Annotated in this window: 12 protein-coding genes, 1 tRNA gene and 1 pseudogene; all 14 read right to left on the minus strand. The window is 62.9% G+C overall.

The features are described from left to right. On the minus strand, positions 1 to 309 hold a 309-nt coding region (locus ABE472_RS18405; RefSeq protein WP_346466724.1), incomplete at its 3' end, for a GTP-binding protein. A 53-nt stretch (positions 310 to 362) separates the two neighbouring features. After that, positions 363 to 2,504, minus strand: coding sequence for an elongation factor G (fusA, locus tag ABE472_RS18410; protein ID WP_121044654.1), 2,142 nt, complete (start codon positions 2,502 to 2,504; stop codon positions 363 to 365). Positions 2,505 to 2,640: 136 nt separating this feature from the next. Then, complete coding sequence (rpsG, locus tag ABE472_RS18415; protein WP_019186122.1) at positions 2,641 to 3,108, minus strand: 30S ribosomal protein S7; 468 nt, start codon at positions 3,106 to 3,108, stop codon at positions 2,641 to 2,643. Between the two features lie 12 nt (positions 3,109 to 3,120). Beyond that, a complete protein-coding gene (gene rpsL / locus ABE472_RS18420; RefSeq protein WP_017356008.1) occupies positions 3,121 to 3,495 on the minus strand; it encodes a 30S ribosomal protein S12 in 375 nt (124 codons plus the stop codon). A 346-nt stretch (positions 3,496 to 3,841) separates the two neighbouring features. Further along, entirely contained in the window at positions 3,842 to 8,089 is a 4,248-nt protein-coding gene (rpoC, locus tag ABE472_RS18425; RefSeq protein WP_088434181.1) for a DNA-directed RNA polymerase subunit beta', read from the minus strand. A 98-nt stretch (positions 8,090 to 8,187) separates the two neighbouring features. Then, the gene (gene rpoB, locus ABE472_RS18430) at positions 8,188 to 12,342 is read right to left on the minus strand and encodes a DNA-directed RNA polymerase subunit beta (RefSeq protein ID WP_313209703.1); all 4,155 of its coding nucleotides are present in this window, start codon (positions 12,340 to 12,342) and stop codon (positions 8,188 to 8,190) included. Between the two features lie 297 nt (positions 12,343 to 12,639). Next, positions 12,640 to 13,008 (minus strand): 50S ribosomal protein L7/L12, encoded by a 369-nt coding sequence (rplL, locus tag ABE472_RS18435; RefSeq protein WP_019186119.1) that lies wholly within the window; start codon positions 13,006 to 13,008, stop codon positions 12,640 to 12,642. Between the two features lie 62 nt (positions 13,009 to 13,070). After that, a complete protein-coding gene (gene rplJ, locus ABE472_RS18440; protein ID WP_121044660.1) occupies positions 13,071 to 13,604 on the minus strand; it encodes a 50S ribosomal protein L10 in 534 nt (177 codons plus the stop codon). A gap of 387 nt (positions 13,605 to 13,991) precedes the next feature. Then, on the minus strand, positions 13,992 to 14,690 hold the full coding sequence (gene rplA, locus ABE472_RS18445; RefSeq protein ID WP_121044663.1) for a 50S ribosomal protein L1: 699 nt from the start codon (positions 14,688 to 14,690) through the stop codon (positions 13,992 to 13,994). Between the two features lie 4 nt (positions 14,691 to 14,694). Continuing rightward, on the minus strand, positions 14,695 to 15,123 hold the full coding sequence (gene rplK / locus ABE472_RS18450) for a 50S ribosomal protein L11 (protein ID WP_019186116.1): 429 nt from the start codon (positions 15,121 to 15,123) through the stop codon (positions 14,695 to 14,697). Positions 15,124 to 15,366: 243 nt separating this feature from the next. After that, positions 15,367 to 15,927, minus strand: coding sequence for a transcription termination/antitermination protein NusG (nusG, locus tag ABE472_RS18455; protein ID WP_019186115.1), 561 nt, complete (start codon positions 15,925 to 15,927; stop codon positions 15,367 to 15,369). A gap of 10 nt (positions 15,928 to 15,937) precedes the next feature. After that, positions 15,938 to 16,345 carry a preprotein translocase subunit SecE gene (gene secE / locus ABE472_RS18460; protein ID WP_121044666.1) on the minus strand — a complete coding sequence of 136 codons (408 nt, stop codon included), beginning with the start codon at positions 16,343 to 16,345 and terminating at the stop codon, positions 15,938 to 15,940. Between the two features lie 44 nt (positions 16,346 to 16,389). After that, a tRNA-Trp gene (locus tag ABE472_RS18465) sits at positions 16,390 to 16,465 on the minus strand. A gap of 105 nt (positions 16,466 to 16,570) precedes the next feature. Then, positions 16,571 to 16,680: pseudogene (locus ABE472_RS18470) on the minus strand (elongation factor Tu); the annotation flags it as partial.

Genomic DNA, 16,680 nt, shown 5'->3' on the forward strand with positions numbered 1-16,680 from the left:
GATCGCGCCGTCCATCTGGGCAGCACCGGTGATCATGTTCTTGACGTAGTCAGCATGGCCCGGGCAATCGACGTGGGCGTAATGACGTTCGGTGGATTCGTATTCGACGTGTGCGGTCGAGATCGTGATGCCACGTGCCTTTTCTTCCGGCGCGGCGTCGATCGAGGAGTAATCCTTGAACTCGCCGCCGAAGCGCTCGGCACCGATCTTGGTCAGTGCAGCGGTCAGCGTGGTCTTGCCGTGATCGACGTGACCGATGGTGCCGACGTTGACGTGCGGCTTGGTGCGCTCGAACTTACCCTTTGCCATTGTTGTATACCTTGGATATCAGAAAAGAATGAGGTGGAGTCCTGAGCTTACGCTCAGGACTTCTTGATCACGGTTTCGGCGATGTTGTTCGGCGCCGGCTCGTAGTGGTCGAACTCCATCGTGAACGTTGCGCGACCCTGGGTCTGCGAACGCAGCGAGGTGGCGTAACCGAACATTTCACCCAGCGGGATCATCGCGTTGATGATGCTGGCCGAACCGTCACCGGTGGTGCTCGAACCCTGCAGCACGCCACGACGACGGCTGACGTCGCCCATCACGTCACCCTGGTAATCCTCCGGGGTCACGATCTCGACCTTCATGATCGGCTCCAGCAGGACCGGCTTGGCCTTCTGGAAGCCCTGCTTGAAGGCCATCGAGGAGGCCAGCTTGAACGCCATTTCCGAGGAGTCGACGTCATGGTACGAGCCGAACACCAGCTTCACCTTGACGTCAACGACCGGGAAGCCAGCCAGCGGACCGCTGGTGATGGTTTCGCGCAGGCCCTTTTCGATCGACGGAATGAATTCCTTCGGAATCACGCCACCGGTGATGTCGTTGATGAACAGGAAGTCGTCCTTGATCATCGGACCGATCTTCGGGTCGGCACGGTCTTCAGCGGTGATCGGCGACAGCTCGATCACGACGTGACCGTACTGACCCTTACCACCGGACTGCTTGGCGTGCTTGTAGTCCGACTTGACGTCGGCCATCTGGATGGTTTCGCGGTACGCAACCTGCGGCTTGCCGACGTTGGCTTCAACGTTGAACTCGCGCTTCATGCGATCCACGATGATGTCCAGGTGCAGCTCGCCCATGCCCGAGATGATGGTCTGGCCGGATTCTTCGTCGGTCTTGACGCGGAACGACGGATCTTCCTGGGCCAGACGGCCGAGGGCCAGACCCATCTTTTCCTGGTCGGACTTGGTCTTCGGTTCGACGGCCATCGAGATGACCGGCTCCGGGAACACCATGCGCTCCAGGATGATCGGGTGGTCCTGCGAGCACAGGGTGTCACCGGTGGTGGTGTCCTTCAGACCCACCGCAGCGGCGATGTCACCGGCCAGCACTTCCTTGATCTCTTCGCGATCGTTGGAATGCATCTGCAGGATGCGGCCGATGCGCTCCTTCTTGCCCTTGACCGAGTTCAGCAGCTGGTCGCCGGCGTTCAGGGTGCCCGAGTAGACACGGAAGAAGGTCAGCGCGCCGACGAACGGATCGGTGATGATCTTGAAGGCCAGCGCCGAGAACGGCGCCTTGTCATCGGACTTGCGGCTCAGCGCAATGGTTTCGTCGTCCACGTCGGTACCGGTCACGTCCGGCACGTCGATCGGCGACGGCAGCAGCTGCACCACGCCGTCCAGCATGGCCTGCACGCCCTTGTTCTTGAACGCCGAGCCGCAGTACATCGGCACGATGTCGGTGGCCAGGGTGCGCACGCGCAGGGCTTCGACGATTTCGGCCTCGGTCAGCTCTTCGCCGCCCAGGTACTTTTCCATCAGCTCTTCGCTGGCTTCAGCCGCGGCTTCGATCATGTAGGTACGGGCCTCTTCGGCCTCCGCCTGCATGTCAGCCGGGATCTCCAGGTACTCGAACTTCATGCCCTGCGAGGCTTCATCCCAATGGATGGCCTTCATCTTGATCAGATCGACCACACCCTTGAAGCCGTCTTCAGCGCCGATCGGCAGCTGCATCGGCACGGCGGTGGCGCCGAGCTTGGCCTTCAGCTGGCCAACGACCTTGGTGAAGTTGGCACCGGTGCGGTCCATCTTGTTGACGAAGGCAATGCGCGGCACCTTGTACCGGTTGGCCTGACGCCACACGGTTTCCGACTGCGGCTGCACGCCACCGACGGCGCACAGCACGAACACCGCACCGTCGAGCACGCGCAGCGAGCGCTCCACTTCGATGGTGAAGTCGACGTGTCCGGGGGTGTCGATGATGTTGAAGCGATGCTCCGGCAGGGACTTGTCCATGCCCTTCCAGAACGCGGTGGTGGCAGCGGACTGGATCGTGATGCCACGCTCCTGCTCCTGCTCCATCCAGTCCATGGTGGCAGCGCCGTCGTGCACTTCACCGATCTTGTGGCTCTTGCCGGTGTAGAACAGGATGCGCTCGGACGTGGTGGTCTTGCCGGCATCGATGTGGGCCATGATGCCGAAATTGCGGTAACGCTCGATGGGAGTGGTGCGGGCCACGGGAGCCTCTCAATTTCTTGGAATTCGGATGGCCGAACGCCGCCTTTCGGCGGCCTTCGGATTGGCGCGGCCCCCCCGGGGCCGCGGGGCAGCACCTAGATGGTGCTGCCGTGCCTGTTTTGCAAGGCCGTCAAACTCACCAGCGGTAGTGCGCGAAGGCCTTGTTGGCTTCGGCCATGCGGTGGGTTTCTTCGCGCTTCTTGATGGCGCCACCACGATTTTCCGAGGCGTCCAGCAGTTCGGCAGCCAGCTTCTTCGGCATGGTGTTTTCACCACGCTTACGAGCCGAGTCGATCAGCCAACGCATGGCCAGGGCCATCTTGCGCGACGAACGCACTTCGACCGGCACCTGGTACGTAGCACCACCGACACGGCGGGACTTGACTTCGACCGACGGAGCCACGTTTTCCAGAGCCTTCTGAACCAGCTCGACGGAATTCGGGTTCTTTTCGCCGATCACGTCCATGGCACCGTAGACGATCTTTTCAGCGACCGACTTCTTGCCGCTCAGCATCACCATATTGATGAAACGAGCGATGGTTTCACTTCCGTGCTTCGGATCCGGCAGGACAGAGCGCTGCGGCGTATTACCTTTACGAGACATGTGTACTTTCCCTTAGCTCTTCGGACGCTTGGCGCCGTACTTGGAACGGCCCTGGCGACGCTTGGCAACGCCGGAGGCGTCCAGCGAGCCACGCACGGTGTGGTAACGCACACCCGGCAGATCCTTGACGCGACCGCCACGGATGAGGACCACGGAGTGCTCCTGCAGGTTGTGGCCTTCGCCGCCGATGTAGCTAATCACTTCTTCCTGGTTGGTCAGGCGAACCTTGGCAACCTTGCGAAGCGCCGAGTTCGGCTTCTTCGGAGTGGTGGTGTACACGCGCGTGCAGACACCACGGCGCTGGGGGCACTTATCGAGAGCCGGGGAGGCACTCTTATAAGTGGTTGCCTGCCGCGGCTTGCGGACAAGCTGATTGATCGTCGCCATCAGTATGTTCTTCTGAGAGAGGCCAATGAAAAGACTGGCCATGAATGCGGAAATGTGCGAGCAGGCGAAAGACCGGCCTGCTGAGACAGACGATTGTAGCAACCCGGCGAAAACGCAGTCAAATGCGCACGCGCCAAGCCAGCCCTGATCCCGGGCCGTTACAGGGGAGCCTTTTCCATGCCCCCCGTTCAGGTTGTCAAGCCGGTCCGTTGAAAGACCGGCGGGCATCCTACCTCATCGGCAGGCAGACGACCAGTGGCCGATGCCTGCTGATTTGCCGGGAGGGCCATCGACCGGAGTCGACGCCCTGCCCTGCCGCGGGCCCGGCCGAAGCCGGGCCTGCGTATTACTCGTCGCTGCCCGGAGCCTGTTCAGCTTCGGTCGATTCCACCGCCACGGCGGCCACCGGGGCCACCTCAGCCACGGCCGGCGCGCTGCCGGACAGGGTCTGCATTTCCGAGTCGGTCAGCCCGGAGGCGTTGCGACGACGGTTGGCGTGGTACGCCAGGCCGGTACCGGCCGGGATCAGACGGCCGACGATGACGTTTTCCTTCAGGCCGCGCAGGTTGTCCGAGGTGCCGCGAACGGCCGCTTCGGTCAGCACGCGGGTGGTTTCCTGGAACGACGCCGCCGAGATGAACGATTCGGTCGCCAGCGATGCCTTGGTGATACCCAGCAGGACCGGATCGAAACGGGCCGGCAGCTCGTTGCGGGTGGCCAGGCGGGCATTTTCCTCGATGACGCGCTGGCGCTCGGCCTGCTCGCCATTCAGGAACTTGCTGGTGCCCTGATCGGTGATCTCGACCTTGCGCAGCATCTGGCGGGTGATCACCTCGATGTGCTTGTCGTTGATCTTCACGCCCTGCAGGCGGTACACGTCCTGGATTTCCTTGACCAGGTAGGCCGCCAGCGGTTCGACACCCAGCAGACGCAGGATGTCCTGCGGGCTCGGCTCGCCGTCCACGATGGTTTCGCCCTTGGTCACGTGCTCGCCTTCGAACACGATCACCTGACGGTACTTCGGGATCAGCTCTTCGTGTTCCGAACCATCGGTGTCCTTGATGATCAGGCGCTGCTTGCCCTTGGTGTCCTTGCCGAAGCTGATGATGCCCGAACGCTCGGCCAGGATCGCCGGATCCTTCGGCTTGCGTGCTTCGAACAGATCGGCCACGCGCGGCAGACCACCGGTGATGTCGCGGGTCTTGGACGCTTCCTGCGGGATCTTGGCGACCACGTCACCCACGCCGACGGCGGCGCCGTCCTGCAGGTTGACGATCGAGCGCGGCGGCAGCAGGTACTGCGCCGGCAGATCCGTGTTCGGGATGGTCAGATCGTTGCCGTTCTTGTCCACGATGCGCACGATCGGGCGCAGGTCCTTCGCCTGCGAACCACGACGCTTCGGATCGGTGATTTCACGCGATGCCAGGCCGGTCAGTTCGTCGGTCTTCTCGATGACGGTGACGCCGTCGATGAAGTCGATGAAGCGGATGAAACCAGCCACTTCCGACACGATCGGGTGGTTATGCGGGTCCCAGTTGGCCACGGTCTGGCCAGCCTTGACCGCATCGCCGTCCTTGGACGTGATGGTCGCGCCGTACGGCAGCTTGTAACGCTCACGCTCACGGCCGTGGGCATCGAGCACCGACATTTCGCCCGAACGCGAGACCGCCACCAGCGAACCGCTGGCGTGCTCGACCGACTTCAGGTTGTTGAACTTCACCGAACCGGTGGTCTTGACGGTGATGTTGTCCACCGCCGCAGCTCGCGATGCCGCACCACCGATGTGGAACGTACGCATGGTCAGCTGGGTACCCGGCTCACCGATCGACTGTGCGGCGATGACGCCGACCGCTTCACCGATGTTGACGATGTGGCCACGGGCCAGATCGCGACCGTAGCAGTGTGCGCAGACGCCGAACGGCGAGGCGCAGCTGATGGTCGAACGGACCTTGACCGACTGCACCGACGCATCTTCCAGCTTGGCCACCCACTGCTCGTCGAGCAGCGTGTTGCGGGTCACGATCGGATCTTCGTCGTTGCCCGGCAGGAACACGTCCTCGGCCACGACACGACCCAGCACGCGGTCCTTCAACGGCTCCACGACGTCGCCGCCTTCCACGATCGGGGTCATGGTCAGGCCTTCGGTGGTACCGCAATCCACCTCGGTGATGACCACGTCCTGCGCCACGTCGACCAGACGACGGGTCAGGTAACCCGAGTTCGCCGTCTTCAGCGCGGTATCGGCCAGACCCTTACGGGCACCGTGGGTGGAGTTGAAGTACTCCTGCACGTTCAGGCCTTCACGGAAGTTCGCCTTGATGGGCGTTTCGATGATCGAGCCATCCGGACGCGCCATCAGGCCGCGCATACCGGCCAGCTGACGGATCTGCGCCTGCGAACCACGGGCACCGGAGTCGGCCATGATGTACAGCGAGTTCATCGACTTCTGGTCGATGGTCTCGCCTTCGGCGTTGACCACCTTCTCGGTACCGATGGTGTCCATCATCGCCTTGGCGATGCGTTCGTTGGTGCGCGACCAGATGTCGACCACCTTGTTGTAGCGCTCGCCGGCGGTGACCAGGCCCGACTGGTACTGCTCCTGGATTTCCAGCACTTCAGCTTCGGCCTCGGTGAGGATGCCGCGCTTCTCGTCCGGGATCAGCATGTCGTCGATGCCGATCGACACGCCAGCGCGGGTTGCGTAGGCAAAGCCGGTGTACATCAGCTTATCGGCGAACACGACCGTGTCCTTCAAGCCCAGCTGACGGTAGCTGGAGTTGATCAGGCGGCTGATGTTCTTCTTGGTCAGCTCGGTGTTGGCCAGCGCGAACGGCAGGCCTTCCGGCAGGATTTCAGCCAGCAGGGCGCGACCGATCGTGGTGTCCACGATCGAGGTCTTGTTCTGCTTGTTGCCTTCCTCGTCGGTCACCACTTCGGTGATGCGGACCTTGACGCGTGCGTGCAGTTCCACCACGCGGTTGTCGTAGGCGCGCTTGACTTCGGCGATGTTGGCGAAGGCCATGCCCTCGCCCTTCTTGTTCACCAGCGAGCGGGTCATGTAGTACAGACCCAGCACGACGTCCTGCGACGGCACGATGATCGGCTCGCCGTTGGCCGGCGACAGGATGTTGTTGGTGGACATCATCAGCGCACGCGCTTCCAGCTGAGCTTCCAGCGAGAGCGGCACGTGGACGGCCATCTGGTCACCGTCGAAGTCGGCGTTGAACGCGGTGCAGACCAGCGGGTGCAGCTGGATGGCCTTGCCTTCGATCAGGACCGGCTCGAACGCCTGGATGCCCAGACGGTGCAGGGTCGGCGCACGGTTCAGCATCACCGGATGTTCGCGGATGACCTCTTCCAAGATGTCCCAGACTTCGGCTTCTTCGCGCTCGACCAGCTTCTTGGCGGCCTTGATGGTGGTGGCCAGGCCACGACGCTGCAGCTTGGCGAACACGAACGGCTTGAACAGCTCAAGCGCCATCTTCTTCGGCAGGCCGCACTGGTGCAGGCGCAGGTACGGACCGACCACGATGACCGAACGGCCCGAGTAGTCGACGCGCTTGCCCAGCAGGTTCTGACGGAAGCGACCCTGCTTGCCCTTGATCATGTCGGCCAGCGACTTCAGCGGGCGCTTGTTGGTGCCGGTGATGGCACGGCCGCGACGGCCGTTGTCCAGCAGCGCATCGACCGATTCCTGCAGCATGCGCTTTTCATTGCGCACGATGATGTCCGGCGCGTTCAGCTCGAGCAGGCGGCGCAGGCGGTTGTTACGGTTGATGACGCGGCGGTACAGATCGTTCAGGTCGGAGGTCGCGAAGCGGCCACCGTCCAGCGGCACCAGCGGACGCAGGTCCGGCGGCAGCACCGGCAGCACGGTCATGACCATCCACTCCGGACGGTTGCCCGACTCGAGGAAGGCCTCGACCAGCTTGATGCGCTTGGTCAGTCGCTTGAGCTTGGTTTCAGAACCGGTGCTGGCGATTTCTTCGCGCAGGCGGGTCATTTCCGACTGCAGGTCGATCGTGCGCAGCAGTTCGTACACGGCCTCGGCGCCCATGGCGGCATCGAAGTCGTCGCCGTGTTCCTGGCGTGCCTGCAGGTACTGTTCTTCGGTCAGCAGCTGGCGGCGCTCCAGGGCGGTCAGGCCCGGCTCGGTCACCACGTAGGCTTCGAAGTACAGCACGCGCTCGATGTCACGCAGGGTCATGTCCAGCATCAGGCCGATGCGCGACGGCAGCGACTTGAGGAACCAGATGTGCGCGACCGGCGAGGCCAGATCGATGTGACCCATGCGCTCGCGGCGCACCTTGGCCAGGGTGACTTCGGTGCCGCACTTTTCGCAGACCACGCCGCGGTGCTTCATGCGCTTGTACTTGCCGCACAGGCACTCGTAGTCCTTGACCGGTCCGAAGATGGCGGCGCAGAACAGGCCGTCACGTTCCGGCTTGAAGGTACGGTAGTTGATGGTTTCCGGCTTCTTCACTTCGCCGAAGGACCACGAACGGATCAGGTCCGGCGAGGCCAGCGCGATCTTGATCGCGTCGAAGTCCAGCGTCTGACGCTGCTGGTTGAAGAGGTTGAGCAAGTCTTTCATGGTGTTTCTCCGAAAGGAGGAAATCTTGTCGATGGGGCTGTCGGTTCAGATGTGGCGGGGGGGGGGGGGGGGGGCCGGGGCCCCCCCCGCCTGCGCGATCAGTTGCCGTCCAGTTCCATGTTGATGGCCAGCGAGCGGATTTCCTTCACGAGCACGTTGAAGGATTCCGGCATGCCCGCGACCATCTCGTGCTCACCGTCGACGATGTTCTTGTACATCTGGTTGCGGCCCTGCACGTCATCGGACTTCACCGTCAGCATTTCCTGCAGGGTGTAGGCCGCGCCGTAGGCTTCCAGCGCCCAGACTTCCATTTCACCGAAGCGCTGGCCACCGAACTGCGCCTTGCCGCCCAGCGGCTGCTGGGTAACGAGCGAGTACGGGCCGGTCGAACGGGCGTGCATCTTGTCGTCGACCAGGTGGTTCAGCTTCAGGTAGTGCATGTAGCCCACGGTGGTGTGGCGATCGAATGCCTCACCGGTGCGGCCGTCATACAGCTGGGTCTGGCCGCTCAGCGGCAGGTCGGCCAGGGCAAGCATGTGCTTGATCTCGGCTTCGGTGGCACCGTCGAACACCGGCGTTGCCATCGGCACGCCGTCGGTCAGGTTGGCGGCCAGGCGCAGCAGCTCCTCGTCGCTGAACTGGGTCAGATCGACGTGATTGGCGTGCTGGGTCTTGTCGTGGTTGTACACGTCGTCCAGGAACGTGCGCAGGTCGTTGATCGCGGCCTGGGCTTCCAGCATGCCCTGGATCTTGCGACCCAGGCCCTTGGCGGCCCAACCCAGATGCACTTCCAGAATCTGGCCGATGTTCATACGCGACGGCACGCCCAGCGGGTTCAGCACGATGTCCACGGTTTCGCCCGAGGCCATGTACGGCATGTCTTCGACCGGCACCACGTTGGAGACCACACCCTTGTTGCCGTGGCGGCCTGCCATCTTGTCACCCGGCTGGATGCGACGCTTCACGGCCAGGAAGACCTTGACCATCTTCAGCACGCCCGGGGCCAGATCGTCGCCCGCGGTGATCTTGCCGCGCTTGTCGGCGAAGCGACGCTCGAATTCCTTCTCGTGCGCCTGGATCTGCTTCTGGGCGCGTTCGATGGCTTCCGAGGCGTCCTCGTCCTTCATGCGCAGCACGAACCAGTCCGCCTTCTTCAGGCCGTCCAGGTAGGCGTCGGTAACGGTGTCGCCCTTCTTCAGGTTGGCACCGCCGTTGACCACCTTGCCCACGATCTGCGAACGCAGACGGGCGTAGATGGCGCCTTCCAGGATGCGGAACTGGTCGTCGAAGTCCTTCTTGACGCGCTTGATTTCAGACTCTTCGATCTGACGGGCGCGCTTGTCCTTCTCGATGCCGTCGCGGGTGAAGACCTGCACGTCGATGACGGTGCCGTCCATGCCCGGCGGCACGCGCAGCGAGCTGTCCTTCACGTCCGAGGCCTTCTCGCCGAAGATCGCACGCAGCAGCTTCTCTTCCGGGGTCAGCTGGCTTTCGCCCTTCGGGGTGACCTTGCCGACCATGATGTCGCCGGCGCGGACTTCGGCACCGATGTACACCACGCCCGACTCGTCCAGACGGTTCAGGGCCTGCTCGGACACGTTCGGGATGTCGGCGGAGATTTCCTCCGGCCCCAGCTTGGTGTCACGCGCAACGCAGGTCAGCTCTTCGATGTGGATCGTGGTGTAACGATCCTCTTCCACCACACGCTCGGAAAGCAGGATGGAGTCTTCGAAGTTGTAGCCGTTCCACGGCATGAAGGCGATCAGCATGTTCTGGCCCAGGGCCAGTTCGCCGATGTCGGTGGACGGACCATCAGCCAGCACGTCGCCACGCGCCACCACGTTGCCCACTTCCACCAGCGGACGCTGGTTGATGCAGGTGTTCTGGTTGGAACGGGTGTACTTGATCAGGTTGTAGATATCCACGCCGGCGTCGGTCGCGTCGGTGATTTCCACTTCGTTGACCTTGACCACGATGCGGCCGGCGTCGATCTGCACGATCTCGCCGCCACGACGGGCGTTCACGGTCACACCGGAGTCACGGGCCACGGCGCGTTCGATACCGGTACCCACCAGCGGCTTCTGGGCACGCAGGGTCGGCACGGCCTGACGCTGCATGTTGGCGCCCATCAGTGCACGGTTGGCGTCATCGTGCTCCAGGAACGGGACGAGCGCGGCAGCGATCGACACGGTCTGCATCGGCGAGACGTCCATGAAGTGGACTTCTGCCGGCGGCTTGAGCAGCGACTCACCCTGGAAGCGGCACGGCACGAACTGCTCGGTGAGCATGCTCTTGGCATCGGTCAGGGCGTTGGCCTGGGCGATGACGTACTCGTTCTCTTCGATGGCCGACAGGAACTCGATCTCGTCGGAGACCTTGCCGTCAGCAACCTTGCGGTACGGGGTTTCGAGGAAGCCGTACTGGTTGGTGCGGGCGTACACGGCCAGCGAGTTGATCAGGCCGATGTTCGGGCCTTCCGGCGTTTCGATGGTGCAGACGCGGCCGTAATGGGTCGGGTGCACGTCGCGCACTTCGAAGCCGGCGCGTTCGCGGGTCAGACCGCCCGGGCCCAGGGCCGAGACGCGACGCTTGTGCGTCACTTCCGACAGCGGGTTGTTCTGATCCATGAACTGGGACAGCTGCGAGGAGCCGAAGAACTCCTTGATGGCCGCGGCGACCGGCTTGGCGTTGATCAGCTCCTGCGGGGTCAGGCCTTCGGATTCGGCCATCGACAGGCGTTCCTTGACCGCGCGCTCGACGCGGACCAGGCCCACGCGGAACACGTTCTCGGCCATTTCACCGACCGAACGCACACGACGGTTGCCCAGGTGATCGATGTCATCGACCACGCCACGACCGTTGCGGATCTCGGTCAGGACCTTGATCACTTCCAGGATGTCGGAGGTGTCGGCGTGCTCGGCGACCAGGCGCTTGGACTCTTCGTCGTTGCGCTCACCGAAGTACTTGCGGTCGTACAGCACGGCTTCGCCGGTGACAGCCTTGCGGCCGACACGGCGGTTGAACTTCATGCGGCCGACCGTGGACAGGTCGTAGCGCTCGAAGGTGAAGAACAGGTTGTGGAACAGGTTCTGCGCGGCATCCTTGGTCGGCGGCTCACCCGGACGCATCATGCGGTAGATCTCGACCAGGGCTTCCAGCTGGGTCTTGGTCGGATCGATGCGCAGGGTGTTGGACAGGTACGGACCACGATCCAGATCGTTCACCCACAGGGTGCCCACGGCATCCACACCGGCCTTGCGGAAGGCCTGCAGCTGCTCGTCGGTGATTTCGTCGTTGGCCTGGGCCAGCAGTTCACCGGTGTTGGCATCGACCACGTCGTGCGACAGGATGCGGCCGACGATGTAATCGTCCGGCACGGCCAGGGCGGCGATGCCCGAGGCTTCCAGCTGCTTGACGTGACGCGCGGTGATGCGCTTGCCGGCTTCCACGATGACCTTGTCACCGTCGGCCAGGTCGAAGTTCAGGGTCTCGCCGCGCAGACGCTCGGCCACCAGTTCGAGCTGCACGCCTTCATCGGGGTTGATGTGGAACGTGTTGATCTCGAAGAACTCGGCCAGCATCTCTTCGTTGCTGTAACCCAGCGCACGCAGCAGGATCGAGACCGGCAGTTTGCGGCGACGATCGATACGGGTGAACAGGGCATCCTTCGGGTCGAACTCGAAGTCCAGCCAGGAACCGCGGTACGGGATGATGCGGGCGCTGTACAGCAGCTTGCCCGAGCTGTGGGTCTTGCCACGGTCGTGGTCGAAGAACACACCCGGCGAACGGTGCAGCTGCGAGACGATCACGCGCTCGGTACCGTTCACGATGAAGGTGCCGTTGTCGGTCATCAGCGGGATTTCGCCGAGGTAGACCTCCTGCTCCTTCACGTACTTGATGGCCTTGGTCGACGACTCACGGTCGTAGATCACCAGGCGCACGGTCACGCGCAGCGGCGCGCCGTAGCTCATGCCACGCTGGCGGCACTCGCGCTCGTCGAACACGGGATCGCCGAGCTTGTAGCCGACGTATTCCAGGGCAGCGTTGCCGCTGTAGCTGGAGATCGGGAACACCGACTTCAGGGCGGCATGCAGGCCGTGGTCCGTGCGCTTGGCCGGATCGACGTTTTCCTGCAGGAATTCACGGTAGGAATCGACCTGGATGGCAAGCAGGAACGGCACTTCGAGGATCGAGCGCTGCTTGCCGAAATCCTTGCGGATACGCTTCTTTTCGGTGAACGAATAAGACGTCATGAGGTATCACCTTGGCTGTGCGGATCGTGCGTCCACGACCCGAGGGGAAACTGAAATTGTCAGTTGCGAAGTCGCTGGTATTGCCGGCACCAGCACGCCTTCTCCCGCTACTTCCAACTGCCAACTCGTCTGCATCCACTCCCCTGCCCGCGCGCCTGGGCGCCGCTGTGACGGGGGATGACCGCAGCCCGTGTTGGGCTCGTATTTCGGGTGTTGCGTGAAACGACCAAAGGCCGGGGGCTTACGCCCCCAGCCTTGGCTGCATCGCCGTGTTTCGATGGCGAGGCAAGGAACTGCTTACTTGACTTCGACAGTCGCGCCAGCAGCTTCCAGGTCCTTCTTGAACTTGGCAGCGTCGTCCTTCGAAGCGGCTTCCTTGATCATGCCGCCGGCTTCTGCCAGATCCTTCGCTTCCTTCAGGCCCAGGCCGGTGATGGCGCGGACAGCCTTGATGACTTCGACCTTCTTGTCGCCGGCCGACTTCAGGATGACGTCGAATTCGGTCTGCTCTTCAACAGCGGCAGCCGGGCCAGCAGCAGCAGCTGCGGCGACCGGAGCAGCGGCGGAGACGCCGAACTTCTCTTCGATGGCCTTGACCAGCTCCATCACTTCCATCAGGGACTTCTCGGCGATGGCGTCGACGATCTGTTCGTTGGTAAGGGACATTTTGATTACCTTTGGATAATTTTCTGGGTTGAGGTTCCGTTCGGAACCACGGAAACGTCGACTCAGGCGGTTTCGGCGACCGGCTCGGCAGCGTCAGCGGTTTCACCGCCACCCTGCTTGTCGGCCACGGCCTTGACGGCACGGGCGAACATCGTGGCCGGCTCGGCCAGGACGCGGGCCAGCATGGCCAGAGCCTGATCACGGGTCGGCAGCGAGGCCAGCACGTCGACATGGCCAGCCGGGAACAGTTCCCCGCCGATGGCCACGACCTTTGCCTGCAGCTTGTCGTTGGTCTTGGCAAAATCCTTGATCAGGCGACCGGCTGCGCCGGGCTCCTCGAGCGAGAACGCGTACAGCAGCGGACCGACGAGCGCGTCTTTGGCGCATTCGTATTCGGTACCTTCCACTGCACGTGCCGCCAGCGTGTTCTTGACAACTTTCAAGAAAACGCCGGTTTCGCGTGCCTGCTTGCGCATCGCGGTCATCTGGGAGACCGTGGTGCCAGCGTATTCGGCTGCGATCAAGGAGTGGGCCTTGGCGGCGACGTCTGCCAGCTCGGCGACTACTTCTTGCTTCTGGGACAGATTGAGAGCCATTGCACTCCTCCAATTGAACTCCGCTTACGGCTCCTGCCGTGTGCGGTCCTGGGCGGCATCCATCCTGGACGCCGGGAACATCAGGTGATGTTCCAAGGGTGGGCCGTTCTAGACCTGGATGGCCAACCTGGGAGAACCCAGACGTGCGTAAACCAGAAAAACTCCAGAAGGGCACCATCTACGCAGGGTGATTCCCGGGGGAATCGATTAAGCGTTCGGTACTGCGCCGGCGGCGACTCCCTGCCAATGCGAGCATCCTTGCCCGTCGCCGGTATGTACTGACCGCGCCTGCGGTCTTTGACGGCTATCTCTGCAGGGCGAGCCCCACTCGGATTGCCTTCAAATATCGCGGGTACCGGACCGGGGTCCGGCACCCGCTTGAAACGATTACTTCAGCGACAGCGAGGACTGGTCGATGGTCACGCCCGGGCCCATCGTCGAGCTGACCGAAACCTTCTGCAGGTAGGTGCCCTTCGAGGTGGCCGGCTTGGCCTTGACCAGATCCATCAGCAGCGCCTGCAGGTTCAACTTCAGCGCGTCTTCGGCGAAGTCGGCCTTGCCGATGGTGCAATGGATGATGCCGGCCTTGTCAGTGCGGTAACGCACCTGACCCGACTTGGCATTCTTGACGGCTTCGCCCGGGTTGGCCGACACGGTGCCGACCTTCGGGTTCGGCATCAGGCCGCGCGGGCCGAGCACGGTGCCCAGCTTACCCACGACGCGCATGGCGTCCGGGGTCGCGATGACGACGTCGTAGTTCAGATCGCCGGCCTGCATCTTCTCAGCCAGGTCGTCCATGCCCACGGCTTCGGCGCCAGCGGCCAGGGCTTCGTCAGCCTTGGCACCGGCCGGTGCGAAGACGGCAACGCGCACGCTCTTGCCGGTACCGGACGGCAGCACGGTGGAACCGCGCACCTGCTGGTCGGACTTCTTGGCGTCCACGCCCAGGCGCACAGCAACGTCGAAGGACTCGACGAACTTGGCCTTGGTAGCGGTCTTCAGGATCTTGATGGCGTCCTCGAAGGCGTATGCCTTGCCCGGGACGACGGCGGCCTTGATGGCCTTCTCACGCTTGGTCTGTGCCATCTTCTTAACCCTCTACCACGAGGCCCATGGAACGGGCAGAACCGGCGATGGTGCGCACCGCGGCATCCAGATCGGCAGCCGTCAGGTCTGCTTCCTTGGTCTTGGCGATCTCTTCGAGCTGCTTGCGGGTCACCTTGCCCACCTTCTCGGTGTTCGGGCGCTTGGAGCCCGAGGAGATGCCTGCAGCCTTCTTGAGCAGCACGGCAGCCGGGGTGCTCTTGGTGATGAAGGTGAAGGTACGGTCCGAGTAGGCCGTGATGATGACCGGCACCGGCAGACCCGGCTCCAGCTTCTGCGTGGCGGCATTGAAGGCCTTGCAGAATTCCATGATGTTCAGGCCACGCTGACCCAGCGCAGGACCGACCGGCGGCGAGGGGTTGGCCTGACCGGCCTTCACCTGCAGCTTGATATAACCGACAACTTTCTTTGCCATGAGTATGCTCTCCGGGTGCTAGCGCCTTACGACAACAGGCTCCCCATCGGACCGGGAATCACGCGTCCCGGCATCGCGTTTTGAATTCACGCAGAAGGCCACCTCGCGGCGGCCCTTGCTTTTTGCCAGCTTCCTGGCAGGAAGCCGCGCACTATATCAGGTTTTTTCCGCCCTTGCCTCAAGGCTGACGGGCGCAGGCTGTTCAGGTTCCGGGCGGCCGCCCGGAACCCTGCCGCCCCAGGCTCAGACGGCCTTTTCGACCTGGCCGAATTCGAGCTCGACCGGGGTGGCGCGACCGAAGATCAGCACCGAGACGCGCAGACGGCTCTTCTCGTAGTTGACTTCCTCGACCACACCGTTGAAGTCGTTGAACGGACCTTCGGTGACACGGACCATCTGGCCCGGCTCGAACAGCACCTTCGGACGGGGCTTTTCCACACCTTCCTGAACGCGGTCCAGGATGGCGGCAGCCTCTTCATCACGGATCGGCAGCGGACGATCGGCGGTACCGCCGATGAAGCCCATCACCTTGGAGGTGTCCTTGACCAGGTGCCAGCTTTCGTTGTCGATGCGCGGGATACCGTTTTCTTCGTGGGTCTCGATCTGGACCAGCACGTAACCCGGGAAGAACTTGCGCTCGGAACGGCGCTTCTGGCCGGCGCGCATTTCAACCACTTCCTCGGTCGGGACCAGGACGTCACCGAAGCGCTCCTGCATCTCGTCACGCACGATGCGATCGCGCAGAGCCTGCGCAACCGACTTTTCGAAGCCCGAATAGGCGTGAACGACGTACCAACGCTTCACTGGTTTCTCCTTATCGACCCAGGAACCACTGGGTCAATTTCTGAATCACGAAGTCAAATCCGCCCAGCAGCAGGCTGAGGATGATCACCACAACGATCACCACCCAGGTCATGCGAATGGCTTCCTGGCGCGTCGGCCAGACCACCTTGCGCAGTTCGAAACGCGATTCGGAAAGGAATTCCCGCGTGTCGCGACCCTTGCCGGTCAACAGGAACACGCCGAGGCCGGCCACCAGGCCAACGACAACGGCCAGACCGCGAAGCGGACCGGCCCATGCACTCTGGGAGGCATGCTCAGGAGCACCGAACCAATACCAAGCAAAAAGACCCGCCAGCACCAGGATCGCTGCGACGGCGTACTTGACGATGTCACCTCCAGTGGAGGCGTTGTCTTTGGAATGCTCGATCTTGCTGTTCATCCGGCTCTGGCTGCTGTGGCGGCATAGCCGCTGGAAGGGAGAAGTGGCACGCCAGGAGGGACTCGAACCCCCAACCTGCGGTTTTGGAGACCGCTGCTCTGCCAATTGAGCTACTGGCGTACTGAAAAAACTTGCCTTCCCTAAGACGGCGAAGGCGGACCGAGGTTCCCGGCCCGCCACTCGCGAGACCGGCAGCAGCGCTATGCGACCGCCGGTATTGCAGTATTACGCGATGATCTTGGAGACCACGCCGGCGCCGACGGTACGGCCGCCTTCGCGAATCGCGAAGCGCAGGCCTTCATCCATGGCGACCGGGTTGATCAGGGTGACAACCA

Origin of the sequence: Stenotrophomonas sp. TWI809 (assembly GCF_039673205.1) — a bacterium.
Lineage (GTDB): Bacteria > Pseudomonadota > Gammaproteobacteria > Xanthomonadales > Xanthomonadaceae > Stenotrophomonas.

Excerpts from the sequence above, each read along its gene's own strand:
- rpsG (WP_019186122.1), bottom strand. The coding sequence starts at position 3,108 with ATGTCTCGTAAAGGTAATACGCCGCAGCGCTCTGTCCTGCCGGATCCG.
- rpsL (WP_017356008.1), bottom strand. The coding sequence starts at position 3,495 with ATGGCGACGATCAATCAGCTTGTCCGCAAGCCGCGGCAGGCAACCACT.
- rpoC (WP_088434181.1), bottom strand. The coding sequence starts at position 8,089 with ATGAAAGACTTGCTCAACCTCTTCAACCAGCAGCGTCAGACGCTGGAC.
- rpoB (WP_313209703.1), bottom strand. The coding sequence starts at position 12,342 with ATGACGTCTTATTCGTTCACCGAAAAGAAGCGTATCCGCAAGGATTTC.
- rplL (WP_019186119.1), bottom strand. The coding sequence starts at position 13,008 with ATGTCCCTTACCAACGAACAGATCGTCGACGCCATCGCCGAGAAGTCC.
- rplJ (WP_121044660.1), bottom strand. The coding sequence starts at position 13,604 with ATGGCTCTCAATCTGTCCCAGAAGCAAGAAGTAGTCGCCGAGCTGGCA.
- rplA (WP_121044663.1), bottom strand. The coding sequence starts at position 14,690 with ATGGCACAGACCAAGCGTGAGAAGGCCATCAAGGCCGCCGTCGTCCCG.
- rplK (WP_019186116.1), bottom strand. The coding sequence starts at position 15,123 with ATGGCAAAGAAAGTTGTCGGTTATATCAAGCTGCAGGTGAAGGCCGGT.
- secE (WP_121044666.1), bottom strand. The coding sequence starts at position 16,345 with ATGAACAGCAAGATCGAGCATTCCAAAGACAACGCCTCCACTGGAGGT.